Annotated in this window: 22 protein-coding genes and 5 tRNA genes; 13 read left to right on the top strand and 14 right to left on the bottom strand. The window is 63.3% G+C overall.

Annotation, left to right across the window (positions count from 1 at the left end; translation table 11 throughout):
• Positions 1-31 precede the first annotated feature (31 nt).
• The 11 genes from QD356_RS10465 to QD356_RS10415 all read right to left on the bottom strand — a co-directional run bounded on the left by QD356_RS10465 (position 32) and on the right by QD356_RS10415 (position 10,761).
• On the bottom strand, positions 32-1,315 hold the full coding sequence (locus QD356_RS10465; protein ID WP_043334759.1) for a YeaH/YhbH family protein: 1,284 nt from the start codon (positions 1,313-1,315) through the stop codon (positions 32-34).
• Positions 1,316-1,412: 97 nt separating this feature from the next.
• Complete coding sequence (locus QD356_RS10460; RefSeq protein WP_043334761.1) at positions 1,413-3,335, bottom strand: PrkA family serine protein kinase; 1,923 nt, start codon at positions 3,333-3,335, stop codon at positions 1,413-1,415.
• Between the two features lie 703 nt (positions 3,336-4,038).
• Complete coding sequence (locus QD356_RS10455) at positions 4,039-5,124, bottom strand: low specificity L-threonine aldolase (RefSeq protein ID WP_192838646.1); 1,086 nt, start codon at positions 5,122-5,124, stop codon at positions 4,039-4,041.
• Between the two features lie 199 nt (positions 5,125-5,323).
• Positions 5,324-6,397 carry a pyridoxal-phosphate dependent enzyme gene (locus QD356_RS10450; RefSeq protein WP_192838647.1) on the bottom strand — a complete coding sequence of 358 codons (1,074 nt, stop codon included), beginning with the start codon at positions 6,395-6,397 and terminating at the stop codon, positions 5,324-5,326.
• A 203-nt stretch (positions 6,398-6,600) separates the two neighbouring features.
• A complete protein-coding gene (locus QD356_RS10445; RefSeq protein WP_192838648.1) occupies positions 6,601-8,628 on the bottom strand; it encodes an NADPH-dependent 2,4-dienoyl-CoA reductase in 2,028 nt (675 codons plus the stop codon).
• A 493-nt stretch (positions 8,629-9,121) separates the two neighbouring features.
• Positions 9,122-9,198: transfer RNA gene (locus QD356_RS10440), tRNA-Asp, on the bottom strand.
• A 4-nt stretch (positions 9,199-9,202) separates the two neighbouring features.
• A tRNA-Val gene (locus QD356_RS10435) sits at positions 9,203-9,279 on the bottom strand.
• Positions 9,280-9,328: 49 nt separating this feature from the next.
• Positions 9,329-9,405 (bottom strand) — tRNA-Asp (locus tag QD356_RS10430).
• 41 nt (positions 9,406-9,446) lie between these two features.
• A tRNA-Asp gene (locus tag QD356_RS10425) sits at positions 9,447-9,523 on the bottom strand.
• A 78-nt stretch (positions 9,524-9,601) separates the two neighbouring features.
• Positions 9,602-9,677: transfer RNA gene (locus QD356_RS10420), tRNA-Val, on the bottom strand.
• Positions 9,678-9,894: 217 nt separating this feature from the next.
• On the bottom strand, positions 9,895-10,761 hold the full coding sequence (locus QD356_RS10415) for an alpha/beta family hydrolase (protein ID WP_192838649.1): 867 nt from the start codon (positions 10,759-10,761) through the stop codon (positions 9,895-9,897).
• A gap of 321 nt (positions 10,762-11,082) precedes the next feature.
• Here QD356_RS10415 and QD356_RS10410 point away from each other — a divergent pair, with 321 nt between their 5' ends.
• The 4 genes from QD356_RS10410 to fnr all read left to right on the top strand — a co-directional run bounded on the left by QD356_RS10410 (position 11,083) and on the right by fnr (position 14,530).
• Complete coding sequence (locus QD356_RS10410; protein ID WP_192838650.1) at positions 11,083-12,573, top strand: cbb3-type cytochrome c oxidase subunit I; 1,491 nt, start codon at positions 11,083-11,085, stop codon at positions 12,571-12,573.
• Entirely contained in the window at positions 12,570-13,187 is a 618-nt protein-coding gene (locus QD356_RS10405; protein WP_192838651.1) for a cbb3-type cytochrome c oxidase subunit II, read from the top strand. Before QD356_RS10410 ends, QD356_RS10405 begins: the two co-directional genes overlap by 4 nt.
• 25 nt (positions 13,188-13,212) lie before the next feature.
• A complete protein-coding gene (locus QD356_RS10400; RefSeq protein ID WP_192838652.1) occupies positions 13,213-13,491 on the top strand; it encodes a hypothetical protein in 279 nt (92 codons plus the stop codon).
• A 289-nt stretch (positions 13,492-13,780) separates the two neighbouring features.
• On the top strand, positions 13,781-14,530 hold the full coding sequence (fnr, locus tag QD356_RS10395) for a fumarate/nitrate reduction transcriptional regulator Fnr (protein ID WP_043333190.1): 750 nt from the start codon (positions 13,781-13,783) through the stop codon (positions 14,528-14,530).
• A gap of 216 nt (positions 14,531-14,746) precedes the next feature.
• Here the strand turns inward: fnr and QD356_RS10390 are convergent, their stop codons facing one another.
• A complete protein-coding gene (locus QD356_RS10390) occupies positions 14,747-17,245 on the bottom strand; it encodes a fatty acid cis/trans isomerase (protein ID WP_192838653.1) in 2,499 nt (832 codons plus the stop codon).
• A 269-nt stretch (positions 17,246-17,514) separates the two neighbouring features.
• On the opposite strand from QD356_RS10390, the gene QD356_RS10385 reads away from it, so the two are divergent.
• From QD356_RS10385 to QD356_RS10350, 8 genes are all read left to right on the top strand, one after another.
• On the top strand, positions 17,515-17,781 hold the full coding sequence (locus tag QD356_RS10385) for a hypothetical protein (RefSeq protein ID WP_197738697.1): 267 nt from the start codon (positions 17,515-17,517) through the stop codon (positions 17,779-17,781).
• A gap of 219 nt (positions 17,782-18,000) precedes the next feature.
• Positions 18,001-18,990 (top strand): DUF692 domain-containing protein, encoded by a 990-nt coding sequence (locus QD356_RS10380; protein WP_192838654.1) that lies wholly within the window; start codon positions 18,001-18,003, stop codon positions 18,988-18,990.
• Positions 18,987-19,823: a DNA-binding domain-containing protein gene (locus QD356_RS10375; RefSeq protein ID WP_192838655.1), complete on the top strand. Its 837-nt coding sequence runs from the start codon at positions 18,987-18,989 to the stop codon at positions 19,821-19,823. Before QD356_RS10380 ends, QD356_RS10375 begins: the two co-directional genes overlap by 4 nt.
• A gap of 254 nt (positions 19,824-20,077) precedes the next feature.
• Positions 20,078-20,881 carry a pseudouridine synthase gene (locus QD356_RS10370; RefSeq protein ID WP_192838656.1) on the top strand — a complete coding sequence of 268 codons (804 nt, stop codon included), beginning with the start codon at positions 20,078-20,080 and terminating at the stop codon, positions 20,879-20,881.
• A gap of 230 nt (positions 20,882-21,111) precedes the next feature.
• The gene (gene tcdA, locus QD356_RS10365) at positions 21,112-21,996 is read left to right on the top strand and encodes a tRNA cyclic N6-threonylcarbamoyladenosine(37) synthase TcdA (protein WP_192838735.1); all 885 of its coding nucleotides are present in this window, start codon (positions 21,112-21,114) and stop codon (positions 21,994-21,996) included.
• Between the two features lie 65 nt (positions 21,997-22,061).
• Entirely contained in the window at positions 22,062-22,319 is a 258-nt protein-coding gene (locus tag QD356_RS10360; RefSeq protein WP_225996526.1) for a DUF1653 domain-containing protein, read from the top strand.
• Positions 22,320-22,540: 221 nt separating this feature from the next.
• On the top strand, positions 22,541-23,059 hold the full coding sequence (purE, locus tag QD356_RS10355) for a 5-(carboxyamino)imidazole ribonucleotide mutase (RefSeq protein WP_043333193.1): 519 nt from the start codon (positions 22,541-22,543) through the stop codon (positions 23,057-23,059).
• Positions 23,060-23,062: 3 nt separating this feature from the next.
• Positions 23,063-24,184 carry a 5-(carboxyamino)imidazole ribonucleotide synthase gene (locus tag QD356_RS10350; protein WP_192838657.1) on the top strand — a complete coding sequence of 374 codons (1,122 nt, stop codon included), beginning with the start codon at positions 23,063-23,065 and terminating at the stop codon, positions 24,182-24,184.
• A 93-nt stretch (positions 24,185-24,277) separates the two neighbouring features.
• On the opposite strand, the gene bfr is transcribed toward QD356_RS10350, so the two are convergent.
• Positions 24,278-24,757 carry a bacterioferritin gene (gene bfr / locus QD356_RS10345; RefSeq protein ID WP_043333195.1) on the bottom strand — a complete coding sequence of 160 codons (480 nt, stop codon included), beginning with the start codon at positions 24,755-24,757 and terminating at the stop codon, positions 24,278-24,280.
• Between bfr and QD356_RS10340 the strand changes: the two genes are divergently transcribed.
• The gene (locus QD356_RS10340; protein WP_225996527.1) at positions 24,728-24,934 is read left to right on the top strand and encodes a hypothetical protein; all 207 of its coding nucleotides are present in this window, start codon (positions 24,728-24,730) and stop codon (positions 24,932-24,934) included. The genes bfr and QD356_RS10340 overlap by 30 nt on opposite strands.
• A gap of 222 nt (positions 24,935-25,156) precedes the next feature.
• On the opposite strand, the gene QD356_RS10335 is transcribed toward QD356_RS10340, so the two are convergent.
• A complete protein-coding gene (locus tag QD356_RS10335) occupies positions 25,157-25,360 on the bottom strand; it encodes a bacterioferritin-associated ferredoxin (protein WP_043333196.1) in 204 nt (67 codons plus the stop codon).
• Positions 25,361-25,623: the final 263 nt, after the last annotated feature.

The following is a 25,623-nucleotide window of genomic DNA, read 5'->3' as shown; positions in this document are numbered from 1 at the left end:
GCACAACTGCCGGGCACGTCGCATGATGTGATCAGGCGCTGATGCGGCGCTTGAACAGCTCGCGGAATACCGGGTAGATATCGCCTGCCTCGACGATCTGCTGCATGGCAAAGCGTTCCGGAAATTCCGCCTCGACCCGCTCGTACTCCTCCCATAGCGCCTGATGGGCATGCGGCGTGATCTCCACATAGGCGTAGTACTGCAGGCGCGGCATCAGCTTCTTGATCATCAGTTCGCGACAGTTGGTGGAATCGTCGTCCCAGTTGTCGCCATCCGAGGCCTGCGCCACGTAGAGATTCCACTCACCGGCCGGATAGCGCGATTCGATCACCTCATCGAGCAGCGTGAGGGCACTGGACACGATGGTGCCGCCGGTCTCGCGGGAGTAGAAGAACTCCTCCTCGTCGACCTCCTTGGCAGCGGTGTGGTGACGGATGAAGACCAGCTCGACCTTCTCATAGTTGCGCTCCAGAAACAGATACAGCAACAGGAAGAAACGCTTGCCGATGTCCTTGTGCGCCTGGGTCATCGACCCCGAGACATCCATCACGCAGAACATCACCGCCTTGTTGGACGGCATCGGCTGATTGATGAGGTGGTTGTAGCGCAGATCATAGGTATCGAGGAACGGCACCGCCTTGAGGCGCGCCTCGAGCCGCTCGATTTCCGCCTTGAGCTCACTGATGCGCACCTTGTTGCGCAGCACCGGGTCCTTGCGCTCCTCCTGCTCCAGCGCTTCGACAGCTTCCTTCAGCGCCCGCTTGATCGGGGAACGCATCGCGATGCGCCGCGCCTGTGCCGAGCGCATCGAGCGCACGATGTTGATACGTGCCGGTGTGCCGTCACGCGCGATCCCCGCGCGCACCGGGCGCACCTCTTCCATGTCCGCGATCTGCTTGCGCTCCAGATGCGGCAGTTCCAGCCCGTCGAAGACGAACTCGAGAAATTCCTCACGCGACAGGGTGAAGGCAAAGTCGTCTTCCCCCTCGCCCTGATTGGAGGCCTGGCCCTCGCCACTGCCGCCTCCCCCACCACCGCCACTGGGACGGCGCATGCGGTCCCCTTCGACAAATTCCTTGTTGCCGGGATTGATCACACGCCGCTTGCCGCCCTGCCCGTGCTGGAAGACCGGCTCGGAAATGTCACGCGTCGGAATGGAAACTTCCTCGCCGCGCTCCATGTCGGTGATGGAGCGCCGATTGACGGCATCCTCCACCGCCCGCTTGATATGACTGCGATAGCGCCGAATGAAGCGCTGTCGATTCACTGCACTCTTGTTGCGTGCATTGCTGCGTCGATCAATGAAATAACTCATTCGCCCTCCTTGCCGGCCCCGCCCTCAGCGGATGGCCGGATGGCAAGTGCCGGCGGCAATCGTGCCCGCCGGCAGGCCTGTCGTCAGTCGGCAGGGCTTACTGCGACTTGCGTACGCGCAGATACCATTCGGACAACAGACGCACCTGCTTCTCGGTGTAGCCGCGATCCACCATGCGCGCCACGAAGTCCTCGTGCTTGCGCTGGTCGGATGCCGAGGCCTTGGCATTGAAGGAGATGACCGGCAGCAGCTCTTCGGTATTGGCGAACATCTTCTTCTCGATCACCGCACGCAGCTTCTCGTAGGACTGCCAGCTCGGGTTGGTACCGTTGTTCTGCGCCCGTGCGCGCAGCACGAAGTTGACCACCTCGTGACGGAAATCCTTCGGGTTGGAGATGCCCGCGGGCTTCTCGATCTTCTCCAGCTCCTCGTTGAGTGACTGACGGTCCAGCAGTTCGCCGGTCTCGGGATCGCGATACTCCTGCTCCTGGATCCAGAAGTCGGCATAGGTCACATAGCGATCGAAGATGTTCTGCCCATACTCGGAATAGGACTCGAGATAGGCGGTCTGGATCTCCTTGCCGATGAAATCGACGTAGCGGGGCGCCAGGTATTCCTTGATATATCGCAGGTAGCGCTCGTGGGTTTCCTTGGGCAACTGCTCCTGATCGAGGCGCTGCTCCAGCACGTAGAGCAGATGGACCGGATTGGCCGCGACCTCACTGGCATCGAAGTTGAAGACCTTGGAGAGAATCTTGAAGGCAAAGCGTGTCGAGAGCCCATCCATCCCCTCGTCGACACCGGCGCTGTCGCGGTATTCCTGGATCGACTTGGCGCGCGGATCGGTATCCTTGAGGTTCTCGCCGTCATAGATGCGCATCTTCGAATAGACGCTGGAATTCTCCGGCTCACGCAGACGCGACAGCACGATGAACTGGGACAGCATGCGCAGCGTATCCGGAGCACAGGGCGCCTGGTTCAGCGACGAATGCTCCAGCAGCTTGGCGTAGATCTTGACCTCCTCGGAGGCGCGCAGGCAGTAAGGCACCTTGACGATATAGACGCGATCGAGGAAGGCCTCGTTGTTGCGGTTGTTGCGAAATGCCTGCCACTCGCTCTCGTTGGAGTGCGCCAGCACCACGCCATCGAAGGGAATCGCACCCATGCCTTCCGTCGGGTTGTAATTGCCCTCCTGGGTCGCGGTCAGCAGCGGATGCAGCACCTTGATCGGCGCCTTGAACATCTCGACGAATTCCATCAGCCCTTGGTTGGCCTTGCACAGCCCGCCGGAGAAGCTGTAGGCATCCGGGTCGTCCTGGGCATAGAGCTCCAGCTGACGGATATCGACCTTGCCGACCAGCGCGGAAATGTCCTGGTTGTTGTCATCGCCCGGCTCGGTCTTGGAGATACCGATCTGATTGAGGCGCGAGGGGTAGAGTTTGACCACGCGGAACTTGCTGATATCGCCGCCATATTCCTTGAGGCGCTTGGCGGCCCACGGCGACATGGCACTGCGCATGCAGCGCTGGGGAATGCCGTACTCCTTCTCGATCAGCTCGCCATCTTCCTCCGGCGAGAACAGCCCCAGCGGAGACTCGAAGACCGGCGAGCCCTTGATGGCATAGAAGGGAATCTGCTCCATCAGCAGCTTGAGACGCTCCGCCAGAGACGACTTGCCGCCGCCCACCGGGCCGAGCAGATACAGGATCTGCTTGCGCTCCTCCAGTCCCTGCGCCGCATGCCGGAAGTAGGAAACGATCTGCTCGATAGCCTCTTCCATGCCATAGAACTCGGCAAAGCTTGGATAACGGCGGATCAGCTTGTTGGAAAAGATACGGGAAAGACTGGGGTCCTTGGCGGTATCGATGACCTCCGGTTCACCGATGGCCGCCAGCATGCGCTCGGCAGCGCTGGCGTAGGCAGTAGTGTCCTGCCGGCACAACTCCAGGTACTCCTGGAGACTCATCTCTTCTTGCTGAATCCGCTCGTAGCGGCTCTGCACGTGATCGAAGATGCTCATGGAAGCCTCCTTGTCGCGACATCAGTCGCTGGGACCATCGCCGGGCCCACTCAGGTAAGACCGCAAGATTCGTTCGTCCGCTCAGCCTGGATAGCGTACGCAGGACGACTGCCTCGGCGTGTTTATCAGCATAGGTCGATATAGGGTGCTGGTGTCCAATACAGTGAATGAATGCATTCAACGAACTTTCCGCCGGCGGAGCCAGTTCTGCCAAGCACCGCAGGATCTACGGCAACCAGTGGGTCAGCAGACACTACGATGGCGCCTGAACGTCCCTGACAACGCGTTGAAGAAAGCTTCGAAAGACGCGAAAACTCGACCAATGCTTCTACTGTCGCGGGTGATTCACTCATGTCATGTTGCACCGCAGCACACCTTGAGCATAGGAACAGACTGACGGTTGACGCCAGTCACGCTCACGACCAGGCGACACTGCATACCAGCCAGTCGAGCAAGAATGGCCGCGCCCACACCTCACACCCGACCGCCTCCGCCACGCTTCATAAAGCCTCCTGATTCGCCATAAAGACCATGAAAACAACGACTGGCGACGAAGTGGCTACCAACCTAATCAGACTCTTGCCTCAATCACGCATGACGTTGACAAGACCGGACAACCGGCCACAAAAAAATCCCCACCGCCGGGGCGATGAGGATCTCGAGGGAGGCGGTCACGCCTTCGGGACTGCCTGAATCAAGAGACTCACAGCACGTCGCGAATATCCTTGAGCAGGGCATCGAGCAACTCGGTGGTGGTATTCCAGGAGCAGACGAAGCGCGCGCCACCCGCACCGATGAAGGTATAGAAGGTCCAGCCACGCTCACGCAGCGCCGCCAGCACATGCTCGGGGAAGCTGGCGAACACGCTGTTGGCCTCGCTGGGGAACAGCAGCTCGATGCCCTCCAGCGCCTCGAGACGCTCGGCCAGATACTGCGCCATGCCGTTCGCATGGCGGGCATTTTTCAGCCAGACATCATTTTCCAGCAGCCCCATCCAGGGCGCCGCGATGAAGCGCATCTTGGAGGCCAGCTGACCGGCCTGCTTGCAGCGGTAATCGAAATCGCGTGCCAGCTTGCGATCGAAGAAGATCACCGCCTCCCCCATGGCCAGACCATTCTTGGTGCCGGAGAAGCACAGCACGTCCACGCCCGCCTTCCAGGTCAGCTCGGCCGGCGAGACACCCAGCGCGGCGCAGGCATTGGCGAAACGGGCACCATCCATATGGATCTGCAGATCATGACGGTCCGCCACTTCACGAATCGCCTGCAGCTCTTCCAGGCTGTAGACGGTGCCGACCTCGGTGCACTGGGTCAGGGAGATCACGCGCGGACGCGGATAGTGGATATCGCTGCGCTTGGTGACCAGCTGCTCGATGCCTTCCGGCGTCAGCTTGCCGTCGGGGCCCGGCGCGTTGAGCAACTTGGACCCGTTGGAGAAGAACTCCGGCCCACCGCATTCATCGGTCTCGATATGGGCCAGTTCGTGACAGATGACACTGTGGTAGGACTGGCACAGGTGGGCCAGCGACAGGGAGTTGGCGGCGGTGCCATTGAAGACGAAGAACACCTCGCACTCGGTCTCGAACAGCTGACGGAAGCTGTCGGTGACCTGCTGTGTCCAGCGGTCATTGCCGTAGGCGAGATCGTCATCACGATTGGCCTGCATCATGTACGCCATCGCCTCGGGACAGATACCGGACGTGTTGTCACTGGCCAGAAAGCGTGAAGTGCACGCTTCATCGGCAGCAGAGGTCGCAGCGGGGGTCGGGGCAATGGCGTCAGTCGTCATGGGAATTTCCAGAGCGGGACAGGGGGTCACCCTGTCCGGTGAAACAGACACGGCTCCCGGATGGCAGGAGCCGCTGCAGAAACTCCATCATAACAGCGCTGCACGCCGCCGCCAGTGGCAGGTGAAGGCTGCACGCAAGCCACCGGATGGCGCCTCGCGGGAGGGGACGAGCCAGATGACACTCGCCTCGCCAGCACCCTCAGATGGCCTGCAACGCCGGATACCCTCGCCGCCCCTGCAAGCCCCCGCTGTGCAGCACGCGAATGCGCGTACCGCGTGCGATCAGACCATTGGCCAGATGGTGCGCCAGCGCCGCGAACAGCTTGGCGGTGTAGACCGGCTCCACCGCAACGCCGGTCTCGGCCTCGAAGCGCTGAATGAACTGGATCAACCAGTCAGGCGCCTTGGCAAAGCCGCCGGCCTGCGCTCCCAGCCACAGGCCCCACTCCGGCGTCTTCTGCTGGCTGCCACCACTCTCTGCCAGCAGGCGACGCACCCGATGGTAGAGCTGATCGCCATGATTCATGGTCGGCACCCCGATGACCCGCAGCCCATCGCGCTCGCCCAGCGCACTCAGCACCCCGGCAAGCGTCGTGCCGCTGCCACAGGCCAGCAGCACCAGCTGCGGCGCAGATTCGCCCGGCACCGGCTCGGCCAGCGCCTGAGCCAACGGTGCCAGCCCGGCGACGCCTTCCACGCAACCGCCACCCTCGGGAATCCATACCCCCTCGCCATGGCGCCTGGCAAAATCAGGCTGGTCGCGCTGCCGGTACTCGGCTCGCGAGACGAAACTCAAGCGCATGCCATTGTCGCGCGCATCGGCGAGCGTGGGCGTCAGCGGCGCTTCGGGATGCCCGCGCACCAGGCCATGTGTCTCGATGCCCAATCTGGCCCCCGCCGCCGCCAGCGCATGCAGATGGTTCGACCAACCACCCCCACAGCTGATGATGCCCCGCTTCTCGCTCAACGCCCTGGCCAGCGGCAGGCGCAACTTCCAGGCCTTGTTGCCGGAAATCTCGCTGTCCAGCGTGTCGGCGCGCAGGCACTCGACGATCACACCGGCCTCATCGGCCAGCGGCCACGCCAGGCGCTCGACCGCTGGGGGCGTGAAGAGATCCAGCAGGCTGTCCAGTGTCTCGGCTACCGGCGGGGAGGCGGCCAGCGATGATGAAGCCCGAGCATCCTCCCTGTGTGGCGGCAAAGGACTGTCCTCGGTGTCCGGCATCAGAGCCTCAGCGGTGGCATGGCGTGAGGCGGCAGCGTGCGGTGACATGAGCAGATCCCATCGTGGCGGCAAGGCAGAGATCAGAGCGCATCGAGCCGCTGGCGCGGCGCCCGAGGCAAACTCTGAAGACGACAAAGCCACCACGGAGGCACATGCAGCAAAGGCACGGCGTCCGCGGTGGCTTCCATCAGTCTAGGCAGTGGTCAGGCTCAGCTCAACGCTGAATATCCCCATGCGTGATCGCGGTCAACTCAAAGGGCAGCGGCCGCCATGGTGCCCTGCGCGATCGCGCGCTTGGCATCCAGCTCTGCCGCCTTGTCGGCGCCACCGATGATGTGCAGCTCCACCCCCGCCGCCTCCAGAGGCGCCTTGAGTTCCAGCACCGAATCCTGCCCGGCGCACAGCACGATGCTGTCCAGCGCCAGATGCTGCTCTTCGCCATTGAGGCTGACGGTCAGGCCTTCGCTGTCGATCGAGCGATACTCACAGCCGGCGACCATCTTGACGCCACGCTGCTTGAGGGTCGCGCGATGCACCCAGCCAGTGGTCTTGCCCAGCCCCTTGCCGGGCTTGGAGGTCTTGCGCTGCAGCAGCCACACCTCACGAGGCGCCTGCGGCACCACGGGTGCCTTGAGGCCGCCAGGCGTGCTGACCGAGAGATCCACCCCCCACTCTTCGCACCACAGCTCACCATCCAGCGAGGGCGACGGCTCGACGTGAGTCATCAGCTCCGCGACATCGAAGCCGATCCCGCCAGCTCCGATCAACGCCACGCGCCGCCCGACCCGCTCCGGCGCACTGATCGCCTCGGCATAGCTGAGCACCTGCCCCCGCTCGATACCGGCTTCGACACCCTCGATATCCGGCGTCCGCGCCTTCACCCCCGAGGCCAGAATCACGGCATCGAATTCCGCCAGCATCTCGGCGGTGGCGCGGGTATTGAGACGCACCTCGACCCCACAACGCACCAGCTTCTCGTTGAAGTAGCGCAGTGTCTCGTCGAACTCTTCCTTGCCGGGAATGCGACGCGCGAAATTGAACTGGCCACCCACCTCGGACTGCGCCTCGAACAGCACCACCTCGTGACCACGCTCGGCCGCCGTCACGGCGGCAGACAGTCCCGCCGGCCCTGCACCCACCACTGCCACGCGGCGCTCATGTCGCGCAGGCTCGATCACCATCTCGGTTTCATGACAGGCGCGCGGATTGACCAGGCACGAGGTCAGCTTCATCTGGAAGGTGTGATCGAGACACGCCTGATTGCAGGCGATGCAGGTATTGATGATGGCAGCATCGTCCGCCAGGGCCTTGCTGACCCATTGCGGGTCCGCCAGGAACGGCCGCGCCATCGACACCATGTCGGCATGGCCCTCGGCCAGCACCGACTCGGCAACCTCGGGCATGTTGATGCGATTGGTGGTGATCAGCGGCAGGCTGAGCTCCTGCTTCATGCGCTGGGTCAGCCCCGTGAAGACAGCGCGCGGCACGCTGGTGACGATGGTCGGCACACGCGCCTCATGCCAGCCGATGCCGGTATTGATCAGGCTCGCCCCTGCCGCCTCGATGGCCTTGCCGAGCGCGACCACTTCCTCCCAGGTGCTGCCCTCATCGACCAGATCCAGCATCGAGAGGCGGTAGATGATCAGGAAGTCCTCGCCCAGCGCGGCACGGATACCGGCGACGATCTCCACCGCCAGGCGGATGCGATTCTCGAAGCTGCCACCGTACTCATCCTCGCGCTGATTGGTGCGCCGACAGATGAACTGGTTGATGAAATAGCCTTCCGAGCCCATCACCTCGACGCCGTCATAGCCGGCCTCGCGGGCCAGGCTGGCGCAGCGCACGTAGTCAGCGATCTGCTCCTTGACCTCTGACGTGCTCAGCGCGCGTGGCGTGAAGGGGTTGATCGGCGCCTGAATCGCCGAGGGCGCGACCTGATCCGGCGAGTAGGCATAGCGCCCCGCATGCAGAATCTGCAGACAGATGCGTCCATCCTCGGCGTGCACCGCCTCGGTGACCTCGCGATGGTGCTCCGCCTCCTCCGGGGTGGTCAGCTTCGCGGCCCCCTGCATGACAGCCCCTTCCGCGTTCGGCGCGATACCGCCCGTGACGATCAGCGCCACCCCATGGCGCGCGCGCTCACGATAGAACGCCGCCAGGCGCCCGAAGCCATCGGGAGTCTCCTCAAGCCCCGTATGCATAGAGCCCATCAGCACACGGTTCTTGAGCGTGATGTGGCCCAACGTCAGCGGACGGAAGATATTCGGATAGGCAGTCATTGCGGTCTCTCCTTGGCTGTCTCGAGCACCTCGGACAATCATTGTTATAGCGCGCCGCCGCCACTCTCATCAGCAACACTCACTCAGTCATGGTCGTCAGTAACAGGTTGTCAGGACATCAACGACTGATGACAGGTGGCAAACGGTCGTATGAAACGAGTGATCCCAGTGTAGAGCATCGCGCCATGGGCTCAATACTCCCAAAGGCCACATTGCGAATGACATCAGTGATGACATCAGTGATGACATCAGAGAGGTGAGCAACCGCGCAGGACACCCATCAACGGGAAAGAGCGAAATGTCGTGATGTGCCCAGGGAAGGCCGACAAGCCTGGAGCATGGCCAGGTCGAGAAGAGAGAAGAGAAGAGAGAGAGGAAAGAGGCAAGGGCAGGGAGACAAGCGGGCCGGGCCAGTACAGAAGACTTTCCGACAGCCAGAAACGCAAAAACCCGAGCTCGAAAGCTCGGGTTTCACGAATTCTATGAGATCGAATGGCGGACCGGACGGGACTCGAACCCGCGACCTCCGGCGTGACAGGCCGGCATTCTAACCAACTGAACTACCGGTCCGCATTGGTGGGTGATACTGGATTCGAACCAGTGACCCCAAGCATGTGAAGCTTGTGCTCTAACCAACTGAGCTAATCACCCAACACAAACGATCTTTGCTGCAAGCAGCGGTGATATCTCGCGATTCTGATGGCGGACCGGACGGGACTCGAACCCGCGACCTCCGGCGTGACAGGCCGGCATTCTAACCAACTGAACTACCGGTCCACTTCAGAACAACTCAACATCGGGCGCATGACAAACGAGAATGGCGGACCGGACGGGACTCGAACCCGCGACCTCCGGCGTGACAGGCCGGCATTCTAACCAACTGAACTACCGGTCCACGACAATCGCTTGCTTCTGCTAACGAACCAGGCCATTTAATCAAGTAACGCTTTGAAAAGCAATGACTTTTTTCAAATGGTGGGTGGTACTGGGTTCGAACCAGTGACCCCCAGCTTGTAAGGCTGGTGCTCTACCAACTGAGCTAACCACCCCTGTCTCGTTGGCGCTGCATTCTACGGAATCCGGCCCATGAGTCAATACTTTTTTTGCGCGCAATTTCAGCAATCGTCCGCGACAGAGTATTGATAAGACAGGACTTTCCCACTGCATATCGCCTGCAGGCCAGTAAACATCAGCGTTGCGTCATCATTCTGACATGCCGCTGTCGCCATCGAAGGCCAGGGGTAATGCCCCTCGCAGGGTGGCGATTCACTGCCGTTTTCCGCCCAGCGCCGGGTGATTGGCCAAGGCCTGCGCCGCACGCGAAATCAGTCCTTCACGCGTCTCACCACTCGCTTTTCGTGGCTTGAAATCATGTTCGCCATCATTCAGCCAAAGCAAAGTGAGGCTTTCCGGCAACGGATATGCCGTCACTTCCTCGCGAGTTCCGAAGGGATCGCGGCTGCCCTGACAGATCACACCGGCCATCGGGATATCCGGCAGATGGTCGATGCGCAACTTGTCGGGCTTGCCCTTGGGATGAAACGGATAGCCCAGCGCGTACCACCCGACCGGCAACGGCGCATGCGCCGCCCGGGTCAACTCCACCAGCAGATGGGAGGCCACACGACTGCCCATCGACTTGCCGCCGACCAGCCAGGGCAGTGATCGCAAGGAGTCGACGGCCGCCACACACGCCATCAGCGCCTGACACCAGCGCGCCATCTCCTCGATCAGCCCGGGCAGCCGGGGCGGGGGTCGGCGACGGCCTTCACAGCGCATCCTGACGAGATAGCCGAAATCGAATGCCAGCCACGCCATGTCCTGCATCAGGCAGGCAGCGCCGAACTGTTGATGGAAGTCGGTCTCACGCCCGGCGCCGGCACCATGCGCATGCAACAGCAGGGCACGCCCCGGTCGCCCATGGATCTCAAGCGGGCCCAGTTCCGCCAACCAGCCTCGCCACGGCCCTCGCGCGGCCAGCGCGTCGTGGGACATGGTCTGGCGGGCAGCAAGCTCCGAGGCGACATCGGCCAGGCTGGCGACACGAAAGCCTTCCTCGGCGTAAGGGCTGGGAACCTCAGCCGTATTGGACGCATTGACATCTTCGTCCGATGATGAAGTGACGGCGGGCAAGCGAAATTCTCCTGTTGATCTCGTACGGCTCGCGCCAGACAACGCTGGAACCGATGAGGGGTAAACGCTGCATTCCAGCGCGAGGGATGGCCTGTCAGTCGGTCATGGTCGCGCGTGATATCGGTCAGCGCCAGCCCTGCCGCCCTGACAGGGGCGTCGATGACCTGGCCGCTCCCGCAGCGCCGCTTCCAGCACCGCCACCACCAGCACTGCGCTTTCGCCCACTGCCGACGAGGTCGTGATATGCGTACAGCTCTTGAGGCTTCGGCCTGCCATCCCCGCGTGAACCACCATCATCACGCAAGCCATGATTTCGCTCGCATGGCCGTCATCTGGGGCCTGCTCAGCCTCTGTCTGGCGGTGTGGCTCAACCTCATCTGGCTATGGCCCTCGCTGGGGCCGGAAGTGGCCTGGCTGAGCTACGGCCGCCTCGCGCCCTTGCAACACCACCTGCTGCTCTACGGTCTGGGCGGCTCGGCAGTGATCGCCGGCGGCTACTCCATCGCCATGCACAGTGTCCTGCAACGCGAATCACGCACGGACGCCGAGAAGGCGATACCGGATATCGCACTGACTCCCTTCACGCTCAAGCTGATGCATTTCACCTTCCTCGGCTGGCAGGCCGTGGTCGCGCTCGGCGCACTGGCGATTGTCGCAGGCTACTCCTCGGGCCAGTACATGGCCGAAGCGCCCTGGCTAGTCGATCTCCTGATGACCCTCGTCTGGCTGGCCGTGGCGTGGGTCTTCTTCACGGTGCTGGAACAGCGCACGCTGCGCCGCCTGCCGGTGGCCTGCTGGTACTTCATCGCCGGCCTGATGCTGGTGTTGATACAGCATGTGTTGATCTCGCTCAGCGTGCCGATCGGCCTGCTGGAATCGATACCGCTCTTCACGGGCAGCCTCGAGGCACTGGTTCAGCGCTGGCAGGCAGGGCCACTCCCCGGCGGCATGTTCGCATTCGGCCTCATTGCCTTGCTCCATCACATGGTGACGAGCCGCTCGCAGCTGACGCTCTACTCGCATCGGCTGGCCGCCACCAGCTTCTGGATGCTGGTGCTGCTGGTGACATGGGGAGGTGCTCCGCTGCTGTTCGCGAGCGCCCTGCCGGCCTGGAGCCAGACGCTGGGCATGGCAATGGGCCTCCTGCTGCTGGCGCCGGGGCTGGCACTCAGCCTCAATGGCCTGATGACACTCAAGGAGGATTGGCACTCATTGCGCCGGGATCCGCTTAACTGCCTGCTGGCGGCAGCTCTGGTCAGCTTCGCCCTGGCGGTACTTGAGTACAGCCTGCTGTCATTGCCGACACTCAACGCCCTGACCTTCAGTGCCACCAACAGTCTATCGCCGGCAGCAAGCCTGGGGGTGGTCGCGACAGTCGCCATCGTGATGGCCTATCACCTGCTGCCCCCGATGCGCTCCCTCGCGCTGCTCAAGACGCACGCCCTGCTGGCCATCATCGGCACCCTGCTGTGCGTTGCCGCCAGCTGGGCGACCACGCTGCTTCAAGGCAGCATGTGGCATGTGCTGGCAGATGACGGCAGGCCGCTATACACCTTGAGCGAGGTGCTGGAAGCGGCCCGCATGCCGATGATGATCTCGCTGGGCGGGCTCGCCTGCTGGGCGCTCGGCATGCTGCTGATGCTCCTCAACGTGACGCGCACCCTGGCTGATCAAAAGAGCGAACGCCAAGCCGCTCACGAGCGCCAGCGCCTGAGCCCCGGCTCGCACAAGGCATCATCAGAGCCTGCCATGCACTCTGCGTCCACCTCTACCACGCCCCCTGCCACATCCTCGGGAGGGCACTACGCATGAGACATGTCCTGCTCGAACGTCACGCCGGCCTGATAACGGCACTATGCCTGCTCACCATGAGCCTCGGCGCCCTTGCCCAGCTGGTGCCGCTCGGGGCTCACCCCAGCCTCGCCAGCGCACCCGAAGACCTCAAACCGCTGAGCGCCCTGGCGCTGGAGGGCCAGCGCATCTACCAACGCGAGGGCTGTCAGCAGTGCCACACACGCATGGTGCGCGATCTACCTGGCGATACGGCGCGCCACGGCGATGCGACGATCGCCCGGGCGCGCTACTACGACCGTCCCTCGCTGTGGGGCGTCGAGCGCTGGGGGACGGATTTGAGCCAGCTGTCTGCGCAGCATGACGATGCCTGGCAGCGCCTGCACCTGCATGACCCGCGCAGTCAGGTGCCGGGCTCAGCGATGCCCGCCTACCCGTGGTTGTTCAAGCGGGCGTTGAGCGGCGAAGGCATCGCGGCACGCATGCGAGCCCTGCAAGGCCTGGGCGTGCCCTACGCGGAAGACGAGATTCTCGCCGCCCCCAATGACGTACGTGGCACTGCCGAAATCACGGCGTTGCTCGCCTACCTGCAGCAGGCCGCCCCCGCGAGCGACATCGCCAGCCGCGACCCATGACAGGACACCGCTCAGGAGACACGACATGAATCTGCTGGAGACAACTGGACTCCCCCTGTTCTGGAATCTCTGGGTGCTGGCCCTCACGCTGGGCAGCCTGGTGCTGTTTGCCATGCTGGCACTGGGCAGTCTTTCGCGCGCTGCAAGCGCTGACAGCGACGAGCGCGAAGGCGATGGCCCCATGCAGGAACATCGCATCAACGGCGTACGTCAGCCTGACACACCAGCGCCACGTGCCTGGGGCATACTGGCACTGGCGACGCTGGCCGCCGCACTGATCCTGCTGCTCGGCGCAGCTGGCTGAGGCAGGTCGTCGCGGTATGGTCACGCGGGGCCAACCAGGCCTAAAGTTCACACACCTTGCAACGCCCATGGGTTGGGCAGGATAATGAATTAATAAAATCTAATATTATGGCGCCACGAAATTGCGCTGCGCCAGCCGATGAGCGCTCAGACTCTGGCCGCTCGAATCAATTCGGCTGAGCAGGGTAGCGGCGGGCGACAAGGCCCCGCCCCACCGTTCGTTGCGCCCGAAAGACCCCTCCCGCTGCCCTGCCCCAGGGGTAGCGGTGACATTCCTCAGGAGAGTCACCATGACGGCCAATGCACAGGCATCACACCGCTTGCGCGCCCATGAAGCCCGCTGCCAGACCTGTTCGCTGAGTTCACTGTGCCTGCCACTGGCACTGAACATGGAAGATATCGACCAGTTTGACGCCATCATCCGCCGTCGCGCGCCACTCAGAAAAGGGGAAGTGCTCTTCACCCAGGGCGATGCCTTCGATTGCGTCTTCACGGTGCGCTCCGGCAGTCTCAAGCAGATCACCAATGAAAACAGCGGCATGGAGCAGCTGACCGGCTTCTACCTGCCCAGCGAGCTGGCCGGACTCGATGCCATCGACAGCAATTGCTATCCCGGCACCGCGGTGGCGCTGGAGACCACCACCGTCTGCGAGATTCCCTTCGACCGCCTCAATGCGCTCTCGGAGCAGATGCCGGAGCTGAGAACCCAGCTGTTCAAGAGCCTGAGCAAGGAGTTGCACGAAGACCGCCGCATGATGATGCTGCTGTCGCGCAAGACAGCCGATGAGCGACTGGCGAGCTTCCTGGTCAACCTGTCACAGCGCTTCCGTCGCCGTGGCTATTCGCCGTACAGCTTCCGCCTCTCGATGGCACGCGCCGATATCGGCAACTATCTGGGGCTGGCCGTCGAAACCATCAGCCGTATCCTGACCCGCTTCCAGACCCAGGGGCTGGTCGACATTCGTGCCCGCGAGGTGCATATCCTGCATCTGGATGGCCTGATCGAACTGGCCGAAGGCGAGTGTCAGGGCGGTCGCTGATGACGCCTGCTGACAGCACATCACGCTGAGCGACACTGCGCTGATCCACCGCCAGGGCGCCATGTCGGCACCACACAAGACAGAAGCCCGCCACGCAATTTGCGTGGCGGGCTTCTTCTTTCTGTCAGGCCAGTCGTCAGTCGTCCTGACAACCCTGACAGTCCTGGCAGCCCAGACAGTCATGACAATAGGCCTTGTCTCGGCCTTCGCTGGCGATCAGCGGTTCTCGAGGCGGTTATAGTCCAGCATGCCCGCTTCGACAGGGCGATCAGCATAGTTGGTGCGCAGCACGCTGTCGGAGAACTCCCAGAAGCGCGGATCAGTCCGGCGCACCCCGATATCGGCCTGCAGGGCGCGATAGTCCTCTTCGGTCTCGAGTGCCGCCACCCGCTCTGCCAGCCCCGTCAGGGTGTCAGGCGTCAGACGCCAGAAGGCATTCGGGTAATCGCCCGCCACGCCACGCAAGACATCGAGAGTGTCTTCCTCAGGACGGCGATTTTTCTCCTCATCGAACAGGCTGGTGATGTTGGCGTGGGCGGAATTGCGCAGCACGCTGTAAAGGCGCGGCGAGTCATCAGTGCCATCCTCCAGCGCGACGATCGTCACCTCCGGCATCAGGCTGGCCGAGACTCCCTGCACCGCAGCGAGGGCCTGCAGCTCATGTCGCACGTGCTCGTCCTCGACATTGCTCAGGCTGCGCTCATGGCCGAGTTCCGGCGCGAGGCGCTCCTGCATGCGCCGCATCAACCCAAGGCGAGCCTGGTTCGGCGATGACAGCTCCTGCGGCGTCCAGACGATGCCACTGGGCGCATCGAACTGCGGCGGCTTCTTGAACAGCAGCTCGACAAGCCCGGGGCTGACATCGCGATACCAGCTGTCATGCACCGCCTGGCGCTCGCCTGCCGGCAACAGCACCAGCAGGTTGTTCTCGCCTTCCATGCGCAGGAAGTCCATGTACAGACGGGTGACCAGCTGATGGCCGAGGTTGCCATAGACATCGAAGCCGGCGACCAGCAGATAGTGGATGCGCTCCAGCATCGGGTAATCGATAATCCAGCCCGTCTTGGGCACGCCACCGACCAGCCCCTTCATCACCGCCGCATTGTCGAAGTGACGATAGATGGTCAGGGCCGCGTTGGGGTTGCGACCCTGGCCGGGGCCCTCGGCCCAGCCGCTGCCGTCCCACAGCACTCGCTCATCCAGGCGCAGATCGCCATCGAGATAGGCCTGGGACATCAGGCGCTGCTTGGCCTTGAGATAGGCGGTCTGTTTGCTCTCGAACTTGACCCAGGAGCTGATCGGCAACGCATTGCTGCTCTGCTCGGCGGGCAGGCTGAGATTCTTCCCTTCCTCGGCCAGGGTGCGTTCCACTTCCGGGTGACTGAACATCTTCGGGTCAGTGAAGCCGACCCAGAAGTGATCATTGATCACATCCACCGCGACCTGCCCGCGACAGACCGGCCCCTTGATGAAGCCCATGATGGTGTTCTGCGACTCATCCAGCATGAAGCGATAGCGTGACTCGGCCGGAATGGCCTCGAAGGTCAGGAAAGGATTCGAGGCCGTCTTGAGGTCGTAATCCGGCAGGTCATCCACCGGGTAATCCGGCGTCAGGAACAGCGCCTGCCAGCGCTTGAAACGAGCATCATCGAGCGCATAGGGCAGATGATTCTTGGCCAGGATCGTCGCGCGCTCCTGCCACAGACGGTAATAGACCCGCGGGCGCCCGGCGTCATCGTGGGGCATGCTCGCGCGTTCATCGGCGGTGTAGGAGGCGTAGGGTGGATCGTAGGGGCGGCGCGTGGAGATGCGCTTGATCGGCTCGCCCGGCGGGGTGCTGGAACGCACCAGCTTGAAGAAGACCGGCCGTCCATCCGCGCCATTGATGCCCGGGAAATACACATGACTCAGGAAGAGGTGCTCGTAGATATAGCGATTCATCAGGCGCTGCTTGAGGCTGTCGCCATTGAAGAAGCGCTCGGCCTGCTCGATGTGCGGCATCAGCGCCTGGGGCAGCGGTGCCGGGCCCGTTATCGCGCCACCCTTGGCCAGCCAGTTCACCAGTGTGCGGTGCTCTTCATCGCTGACCTGTGGCAGGGCGTAGGGCATGCCCCAGTCAGGATGGTCTTCGGCGAACTTGTCGTAGCCCTCGACGGGGGCACACACCTGACTGCGATTGAGCGACAGGTCGAAGCGGTCTTCCGGCAGCAGGCCATCTTCCGTCACCGGCAGCGGCGCCTTGCGCTTCTGGCTGAGCGCACGGAACAGCACACTGCCCTCCAGATTGGCAGCCGGAGAGTCGAAGCGCTCATTGAGCACCGGCGAGAAGTCCATGCTGCGCCACTGCTCGGTGGTGTCCGCGTCCTCGAACATGCGCGTCAGATTGGCCGCCAGCAGGCGCGTGCCATCGTAGACCGGCGCCGGATTCATGCCGCGATCGATCCCGGCGGCCGATGACATCTTGAGCTGACAGGGAGCGTCGTAGCAGCCATGACAGACCACGCAGCGCGTCTCGATCACCGGCTTGACCTCATCCTCCCACTGACGTCCGGCAAGACTGTCGTGTGACACCCCCCGCTCACGCGGTGACGCGGGGCCGAAACGCTCATCGAGCTGATGAATCGCGACGGCACTGCAGCCCCCCAACAGTAGAACGAGCACGATGCTCCAGCGCCAGCGCGGTATGCGCCACAGGCGTCGAAGTAGGTCCGGCATGGGAAACTCCAGCAAGAGGAAGGGATATCGGCAATCGGGCAGATGATGGCGAAAGCGTACCATAAGCAGGCTCACTAATTCGGCAAGACTGCCTTTCCAAGCATAGTGAACAATGATGTCAGATTTTTTTGGCGCTACCGCATCCAACTTTATTTTGACGGCGTATGACTTCATGACCCGCCTGAACGAGCTGTCTGACGCAAGCGGGTGCCACGATGTTCCTGATCCATAATTCAAAAAATACGGGCCCTGCCCGATAGGAAGCCATCATGACCATGAAGAAGACCGTTACTGCTGCCACCTTCGCCGCCGCTGCCGCCGCGCTGTTCTCCACTGCCGCCCTGACCTCGCTGCCGGTGCACGCCGGTGACAATGCGGTGAAGTGCTCCGGCATCAACTCCTGCAAGGGCACCTCCGAATGCGCGACCGCCAACAGCGCCTGCAAGGGCCACAACGCCTGCAAGGGCCAGGGCTGGTCGTACACTGCCAGCGCTGAATCCTGTGTCGGCGAAGGTGGTACTGTCGTCGAGGGCTGATCCTCAGGCACGCAGAGGCGTCTGCCCTGGCAGGCGCCTCTGGCGAATTCCCGACGGGAGGACGGCACACCGTCCTCCCGTTCCTGATTCTGGGTCTAGCTCTGGTTCTGGCTCTCTTTCTGTCCGGGAACCCTGGCGGGTGTCTTTCAGCTCTCCTGACTCGCCCTCTGCCTCGCCCTTTTCCACACCCTCTGCCTTAGCTCAGAAGAGGACTCACGCATGACGACAGCTGTCACCGCTCGCCTGCCCACGCCCGCCAGCGCCGGCATTGGTCAGGGGCTGGGCCTGCGCCCCGAGTACTACCACGAGATTCTGACGACGCTGCCGGACATCGACTGGTTCGAGGCCATCAGCGAGAACTACATGGGCCACGGCGCCAGCGAATCCGGCGGCCTGAGTACCGGTGGCCTGAGTACCGGTGGCCTGAGTACCTGTAACCTGAGTGCCGGCGGCAAGCCACTGCATCATCTCGAGCGTGTCCGCGAGCACTACCCCATCGCCCTGCATGGCGTCTCGCTGTCCATCGGTGGCAGCCATCCCATCGACAGCCGCTACCTGCGCGAGCTGCGCGCCTTGTGCGAGCGCATCGAACCGCTGTGGGTCTCCGATCACCTGTGCTGGACGCGCACCGGCGCGCATCAGTTCCACGACCTGCTGCCGCTGCCCTATACCGATGCCACCATCGACCATCTGGCCGAACGCATCGATCAGGTCCAGAACGCGCTCGGCCGTCAGTTATTGCTGGAAAATGTCTCCAGCTACCTGACCTGGCGCCCTGACGAGATGAGCGAATGGGAGTTTCTGGCCGAGGTCAGCCGCCGCGCCGACTGCCTGATCCTGCTCGACCTGAACAACGTCATCGTCTCGAGCCACAATCATGGCTTCGACCCGCTGACCTATCTGGATGCCATGCCGGCAGAGCGCGTCTGGCAGCACCATCTGGCCGGGCATATCCGGCAGGAGGTCTCCGGCGGCGAGCTGTGCATCGACACCCATGACCAGCCCGTCCCGGACACCGTGTGGACGCTGTATGACGCCGCGCGGGAGCGCTTCGGCGATGTCGCCACCATGATCGAGCGCGACGACAACTTCCCGCCCTGGTCGGAATTGATGCAGGAGTACGCCGAGCTGCGCCGCCGCAGTGGTCGTCCGCTGGCGGATGCCACGCGCGCGAATCAGACGCCAGACCACGGAGGGCTGCGCGCATGACGCAAGCGAGCCCCGCAGGCGGTGCTGATCGCAGCGCCCTGATGCAACTGCAGGAGACCACGGGCGCCTACCTCGCGACGCCGAGCCCTGACACCCGCAGCGCGGCGGCCGAGGCCGTCATCAGTGATCAGCTTGCCAGCGCCGAGGAGCGCCTCGACATCTACGCGATGGCCTATCGGCTGCGGCTGTTCGAGGTCTTCGGCGGGGATTTCGAGGCCGTGCACACCCTGATCGGCGATGACGCCTTCGGGCTGCTGTGTCGTGACTACCTCGCGGCCCACCCGCCGAGTCATTATTCGATTCGCTGGGCCGGCCAGCATTTCCCGGCCTTCGTCGCGGCGCGCGAACCCGAGCGCTCCCTGGTCACCGAGATGGCCGCCTTCGAGTGGGCTTTGGGGCTGGCGCTGGATGTGGTGGACAGCACCCCGCTGAGTGTCGAGACCCTGCAGACGCTGGCCCCCGAGGAGTGGCCAGAGCTGCCCCTGGCAGCGCATCCGTCCCTCAAGCGCTTATCGTTTCACTTCGATACGCCGGCCATCTGGAAGGCCATCGACAACGATGAGCCGCCACGCGCGCCGGTCGAATCCGACACGCCCACGCCCTGGATCGTCTGGCGTCAGCCCACCGCTGGCGCGCCCGAGGTTCACTATCGCTCTCTCGAGCCGCTGGAAGACCTGGCTCTCGGCGCCATCCTCGCGGCCGGAGACGAGGGCCTGAGCTTCGGCCGGCTCGGTGAGCTGCTGACGCCGCAGGTGGGGGCAGAGCAAGCCCCGGGCGTCGCGATCAACCTGCTGGTGCAGTGGCTCGCCGCCGGTCTGCTGATCAGGCCCTGACATAGGCAACCGCGCGCCCGACGCCACAGCGGACATGACAGCCAGCGGCGAAAGCCGGACAATACACGCCGACCCTCATTGCGATGGTCGGCTTTCGTCTTCCTGCTGCCGTGATGCCCATGCCCTCTTCTCCTGATGCTCCGCACTCCGACGCGCCGACGGCGCCTCAGACACCTGCGCCGATGGCGGACGCCACGCCCACGCCTCTCGAGGCCAAGTCTGCTGAGGTGACTGAGCCGGCTGAGCCTGCTGAGATGACTGAACCCGCCGAGCCACTCGACATCCTGTTCCAGGATGAAATACTGGTGGTGGTCCACAAGCCATCGGGCCTGCTGGTGCACCGCAGCCCCATCGACAAGCACGAGACCGAGTTTCTGCTTCAGCGTCTGCGCGACCAGATCGGCCAGCATGTCTTCCCCGTGCATCGCCTTGATCGCCCCACATCAGGGCTGATGGTGTTCGGGCTCTCGCCCCAGGCGGCGCGCAAGCTGAGCACCGCCTTCGAGGAGCAGCAGGTCAGCAAGCGCTATCTGGCGATAGTGCGCGGCGTCGCGCCCGAGCAGCAACGCCTCGATTACGGCCTGCGCAAGGAAGATGGCAAGCTGCCCAAGGCCGAGATGCCGGAGCAGGAAGCCATCACCGACACTCGCCGCCTGGCACAGGTCGAGCTGCCCATCGCCATCGATCGCTATCCGCAGTCGCGCTTCTCGCTGGTCGAGGCCCGTCCGCTGACCGGCCGCCGCCACCAGATTCGCCGTCACCTGTCACGCCGTGGCTACCCGATCATCGGCGACGCCAAGCACGGCAAGGGCAACTACAATCGCTACTTCGCCACGACACTGGAATGCCCCCGCCTGCTGCTGGCGGCTGTCGGGCTTGAGCTTCCTCACCCCGAGGGTGGCTGGCTGAGCCTGTCGTGTCCGCCAGAAGGCGCCTACGCGGCACTGATGGAGCGCTTCGGCTGGCTGGGCCATCTACCCGAACGCTACGCTGAACACCTGGCAGAGCGCCCGACCAGACACTGGCTCGATGCATCCGCCGACGACCTGGCTGACTGAGCGCGCCCCAGCCGACTGCCACCCGTTCCCCCGAGATTCGCGAGCTGCGCATGACCACCTCTTCCGACACCCCGGACTCGACCGACATGAGCCCAGAACAGCAGAGCTCTGACCATAAAAGCTCTGAAAACAAAAGCTCTGAAAGCAAAAGCCCTGAAGAACAGAGCCCTGACCGCAAGCCCTCAGGCGAGCCGTCGCCCCACGACAGCACGCCCTCCGCCAGCGAACGGATGCTGGAGAGCTTCTTTGCGGCCGGCGCTGCCAGCCAGGCCCCCGCAGAAGACGACTACGACTTCCGCTTCGGCGGCATCCGTCGCCTTTACGGCGCCAGCGCCTTCGCCCACTTCCGCCACGCGCATGTCGCAGTGATCGGTGTCGGCGGCGTCGGCAGCTGGAGCGCCGAGGCACTGGCTCGCTCCGGCATCGGCGAGATGACGCTGATCGATCTCGATGATGTCTGCGTCTCCAACGTCAATCGTCAGCTGCATGCGCTGGATGGCCAGATCGGTCGTCCCAAGGTCGAGGTGCTGGCCGAGCGCTGCCAGCTGATCGCGCCGCAGATGAAGATCCACGCCATCTCGGCCTTCGTCACGCCGGACAATCTCGCCGAGCTGATCCACGACGACCTCGATCACGTCATCGACGCCATCGACAGCGTGCCCGCCAAGACGGCGCTGATCGCCTGGTGCAAGCGGCGCAAGCTGGGCCTGACCGTGACGGGCGGGGCCGGTGGTCAGCTCGACCCGACGCGCATCCAGATCGGCGATCTCACCCGCACCGAGCAGGACCCGCTGCTGGCACGCGTTCGCTCACTGCTGCGTCGCGACTACAATTTCAGTCGCAACCTGAAGCGCCGGTTCGATGTCGAGTGCGTCTATTCCGACGAGCAGCTGACCTACCCCGGCGCCGACGGCGAGGTGTGTGCCACCAAGCCCGGCGACAGCGCCACGCGCCTGGATTGCGCCGGCGGCTTCGGCGCGGCCACCTTCGTCACCGGCAGCTTCGGCTTCACCGCCGCTGCCCGCGCGCTGGCGCGCATCGCACGCCGCGGTGCCAAGGCCACGCCTGTCACTGATGACACGTCTGTGGCTGATGCGCCGAACGCTGTCGACTGATACGCCTGCTTTTCGCCTCTTGCTGTTGGCTTCTTGCTTCTCGCTTCACCCTCAAGGAAATCGCCATGACTGACCTGCCTGCCATGCCGCCGCTGCCGGAAAATCGTCCCGTGCCGGGCCTCTACCGCCACTACAAGGGCGCGCAGTACGAAGTGATCGGCACCAGTCGCCACAGCGAGACCGAAGAGCTGCTGGTGGTCTATCGTGCTCTTTATGGTGAATGCGGGCTGTGGGTGCGTCCGCTGAGCATGTTCATGGAGAACGTCGAGATCCAGGGCGAGCCGGTGCCACGCTTCGCGCTGGTCTCGGCGTGGTCCTGCTGATCCGCGGCCTTGCCGCACCCACATCCTGACCGACCAGACAGGTACATGCCGCCTGTCGGTCGCGGTGCTATACTGCGCCGCTTGTTTTTCCAGACATACGCATTGAGCCGCTTGCGGGCATGATCTGCCCGCACGGCTCGGCCACGCCCACACAGCGCACTGCCCGGCACGTCTGGCAGGCACTGTGAGCTGGTTCATACCACGTCAAGAGCGGAGGAAGCATGAGCGCACTGGTTGGTGTCATCATGGGATCAAAATCGGATTGGGCGACCATGTGCCATACGGTCGAAACCCTGGAAGCGCTGGGGATCGAACACGAGGTCAAGGTCGTCTCTGCCCATCGCACGCCCGACCTGCTGTTCGACTATGCCGATACCGCTGCCGAGCGTGGCCTTGAGGTCATCATCGCCGGTGCCGGCGGCGCGGCGCATCTGCCGGGCATGTGTGCCGCCAAGACCTGGCTGCCGGTGCTGGGCGTGCCGGTGCAGTCCAGCATGCTGTCAGGTGTCGATTCCCTGCTCTCCATCGTGCAGATGCCCGCCGGCATCCCCACCGGCACGCTGGCCATCGGCCGCGCCGGTGCCGTGAATGCCGCGCTGCTGGCCGCCAGCCAGCTGGCCAACAAGTACCCGGCCATCCGCACCGCGCTGATCAACTTCCGTGCCGAGCAGACCGACCGTGTGCTTGACAATCCGGACCCGCGCCCCGACGCACCCAGCCTGTCCCACGGAGGCGAGTAAGCCATGAGCCAGCCGTTCCGCTTCGGTATCGTCGGCGGCGGTCAGCTGGGCCGCATGTTGGCTCAGGCCGGCGCCGCCCTGAATGCCCGCTTCACCTTCCTTGATCCTTCGGATTCGCCCTGCGGTCGCGTCCACGGCCATCATCTCTGCGCCGATTGGCAGGATGATGCGGCCCTGACGCAGCTGGTAGCGGCGTCTGACGCCATCACCTTCGAGTTCGAGAACGTGCCGGCGGACGCCGTCGCGCGTCTGGCAGCCGAGCGCCCGACCTTCCCGCCGGCTGGCGCCCTGGATACCGCGCGTGACCGCTGGAGCGAGAAGTCGCTGTTCATGCGTCTGGGCATCGAGGTACCGCCGCTGGCGCTGGTCGACAGCCAGGCGGACCTTGAAGCGGGCGTCGCGACCATCGGTCTGCCCGCCGTGCTCAAGACACGTACGCTGGGCTATGACGGCAAGGGCCAGAAGGTGCTGCGCGAAATGGCCGACGTCGCCGACACCTTCACCGAACTCGGCAGCGTGCCGCTGATCCTGGAAGGCTTCATCGCCTTCGATCACGAAGTCTCGGTGATCGCGGTACGCGGTCGCGATGGCGAGACACGCGCCTGGCCGCTGTCGCGCAATGAACATCGCAGCGGCATCCTGCATTGCTCCACGCCGCTCGACTCCCACGGCCTGCAGGCCGAAGCCGAGGCGGCTGCCTTCAAGGTGATGCACGAGCTCGACTATGTCGGCGTGATGGCCTTCGAATTCTTCGTCGTCAAGGACGCCGATGGCAGCGAGCGCCTGCTGGCCAACGAGATCGCACCGCGCGTGCACAACTCGGGTCACTGGAGCATCGAAGGCGCTGTCACCAGCCAGTTCGAGAATCACCTGCGTGCCGTCGCCGGCATGCCGCTGGGCGAGACCGCACTGCTCACGCCCTGCGCGATGCTCAACATCATCGGCCGCATGCCGGAACGTGACGCCGTGCTCGCCATCCCCGGCGCGCGTCTGCACGACTACGGCAAGGCGCCGCGTGCGGGGCGCAAGATCGGCCACATCACGCTGCTGGCCGCCGACAAGGCGAGCCTCGACGCCCGCATCGCGGCTGTCGAAGCGCTGCTGGTCAATGAACTGGGCAAGTAAGCCGGTTCTGCGCCACTGAAGACGAAACGCCCCCGCTGCCATCGGCAGCGGGGGCGTTTTCGTTTCGGCACGGCTCAGCGAGCCGCCACGGAATCAGTCGATCTCGTGGTGGATCTGCTTCTGCAGGTAGAGCTCGATGCCGACCTTCTCGATCAGACCCAGCTCGGTCTCCAGGTGATCGATGTGCTCTTCCTCGTCGTCGAGGATCTTGCGGAACAGATCACGCGAGGTGTAATCGCGAACCTGTTCGGCGTAGGCGATCGCTTCCTTCAGATCGCCATGTGCCTGGTGCTCCAGCGCCAGATCGCACTCGAGCATTTCCTTGGTGTTCTCGCCGATGCGCAGCTTGCCGAGGTCCTGCAGGTTGGGCAGACCTTCCAGGAACAGGATGCGCTCGATCAGGGTGTCGGCGTGACGCATCTCTTCGATGGACTCGTCGTATTCCCACTTGGCCAGGCGCTTGAGGCCCCAGTCCTTATACATGCGTGCATGCAGGAAGTACTGATTGATAGCGACCAGTTCGTTGGCCAGTATGGTGTTGAGATGCTCGATGATCTTGGGATCGCCTTTCATGTCGCCATTCCTCTCTTGTCAGGGTTGCTGCTTGCGTCAGGTTCTCTGCTGCGCCTGATGACGGCATGCATCAGCCGCAGCGCGGGCACGTCAGGCACGCCCTATCGATCAGGTGCGGCAAGTATGGCGCAAAAACATGAATTTTTCGAGATATACCAACAAGTTATCGACTTTTAGGCGCAAATGGGAAGGATTGGTATCCGCGTTGTCATGTGGCGACCGGTACCGGATTGCCTGGCGCCCATACGAAAACGCCCGCCACCCGGTCTTGAGACCAGGTGGCGGGCGTCAGGCAAGCGAGCACTTGCCGGGAGTCAACGGGAACGGATCACGCAACAATGGACGGCGCGGCGACTGGAATGTCAGTCGCCGGCAGGCGAGCCTCGGCTCGAGCCTGCATCACACCGCGTAGGCGAGATCCTCTGCCGGCATCATTTCACGCGCGACCGCTTCGCGAGTGATGGTCTTGGCCATGCAGGCACATTTGCCGCACTGGGTCGCGCAGCCGGTCTGCTCACGGACTTCGCGGAAGCTGCGCGCTCCCTGTTCCACGACTTCGCGGATCTTGTGGTCTGACACACCTTTGCACAGACAGACGTACATGGCTCACCTCGCTCACTCCAAGTGAGACAAATGTAAATGATTCGCAGAAACATGCGCAACACCTGACTGCAAAAAATTCTCATTCACACGTTATATCAAATACTTGGCGAGGCGATTTCTGGCCGGTTTGCGGTTGCGGAACACACGATGTCATAAGCAGGCCACATCAGCCTCACAAAGCGATTGCCGTAGGGAAAGCCAGCGCCGTATAAAGAATGATGGCCCGTGGCTGACAGAAAGGTAGGGTTGCGATTTCACACGAG

The organism is Cobetia sp. 2AS (assembly GCF_029846355.1).
GTDB classification, from domain to species: Bacteria; Pseudomonadota; Gammaproteobacteria; order Pseudomonadales; family Halomonadaceae; genus Cobetia; species Cobetia amphilecti.
The sequence above is the reverse complement of the archived record's forward strand: the minus strand, read 5'-3'. Positions and strand labels throughout refer to the sequence as shown.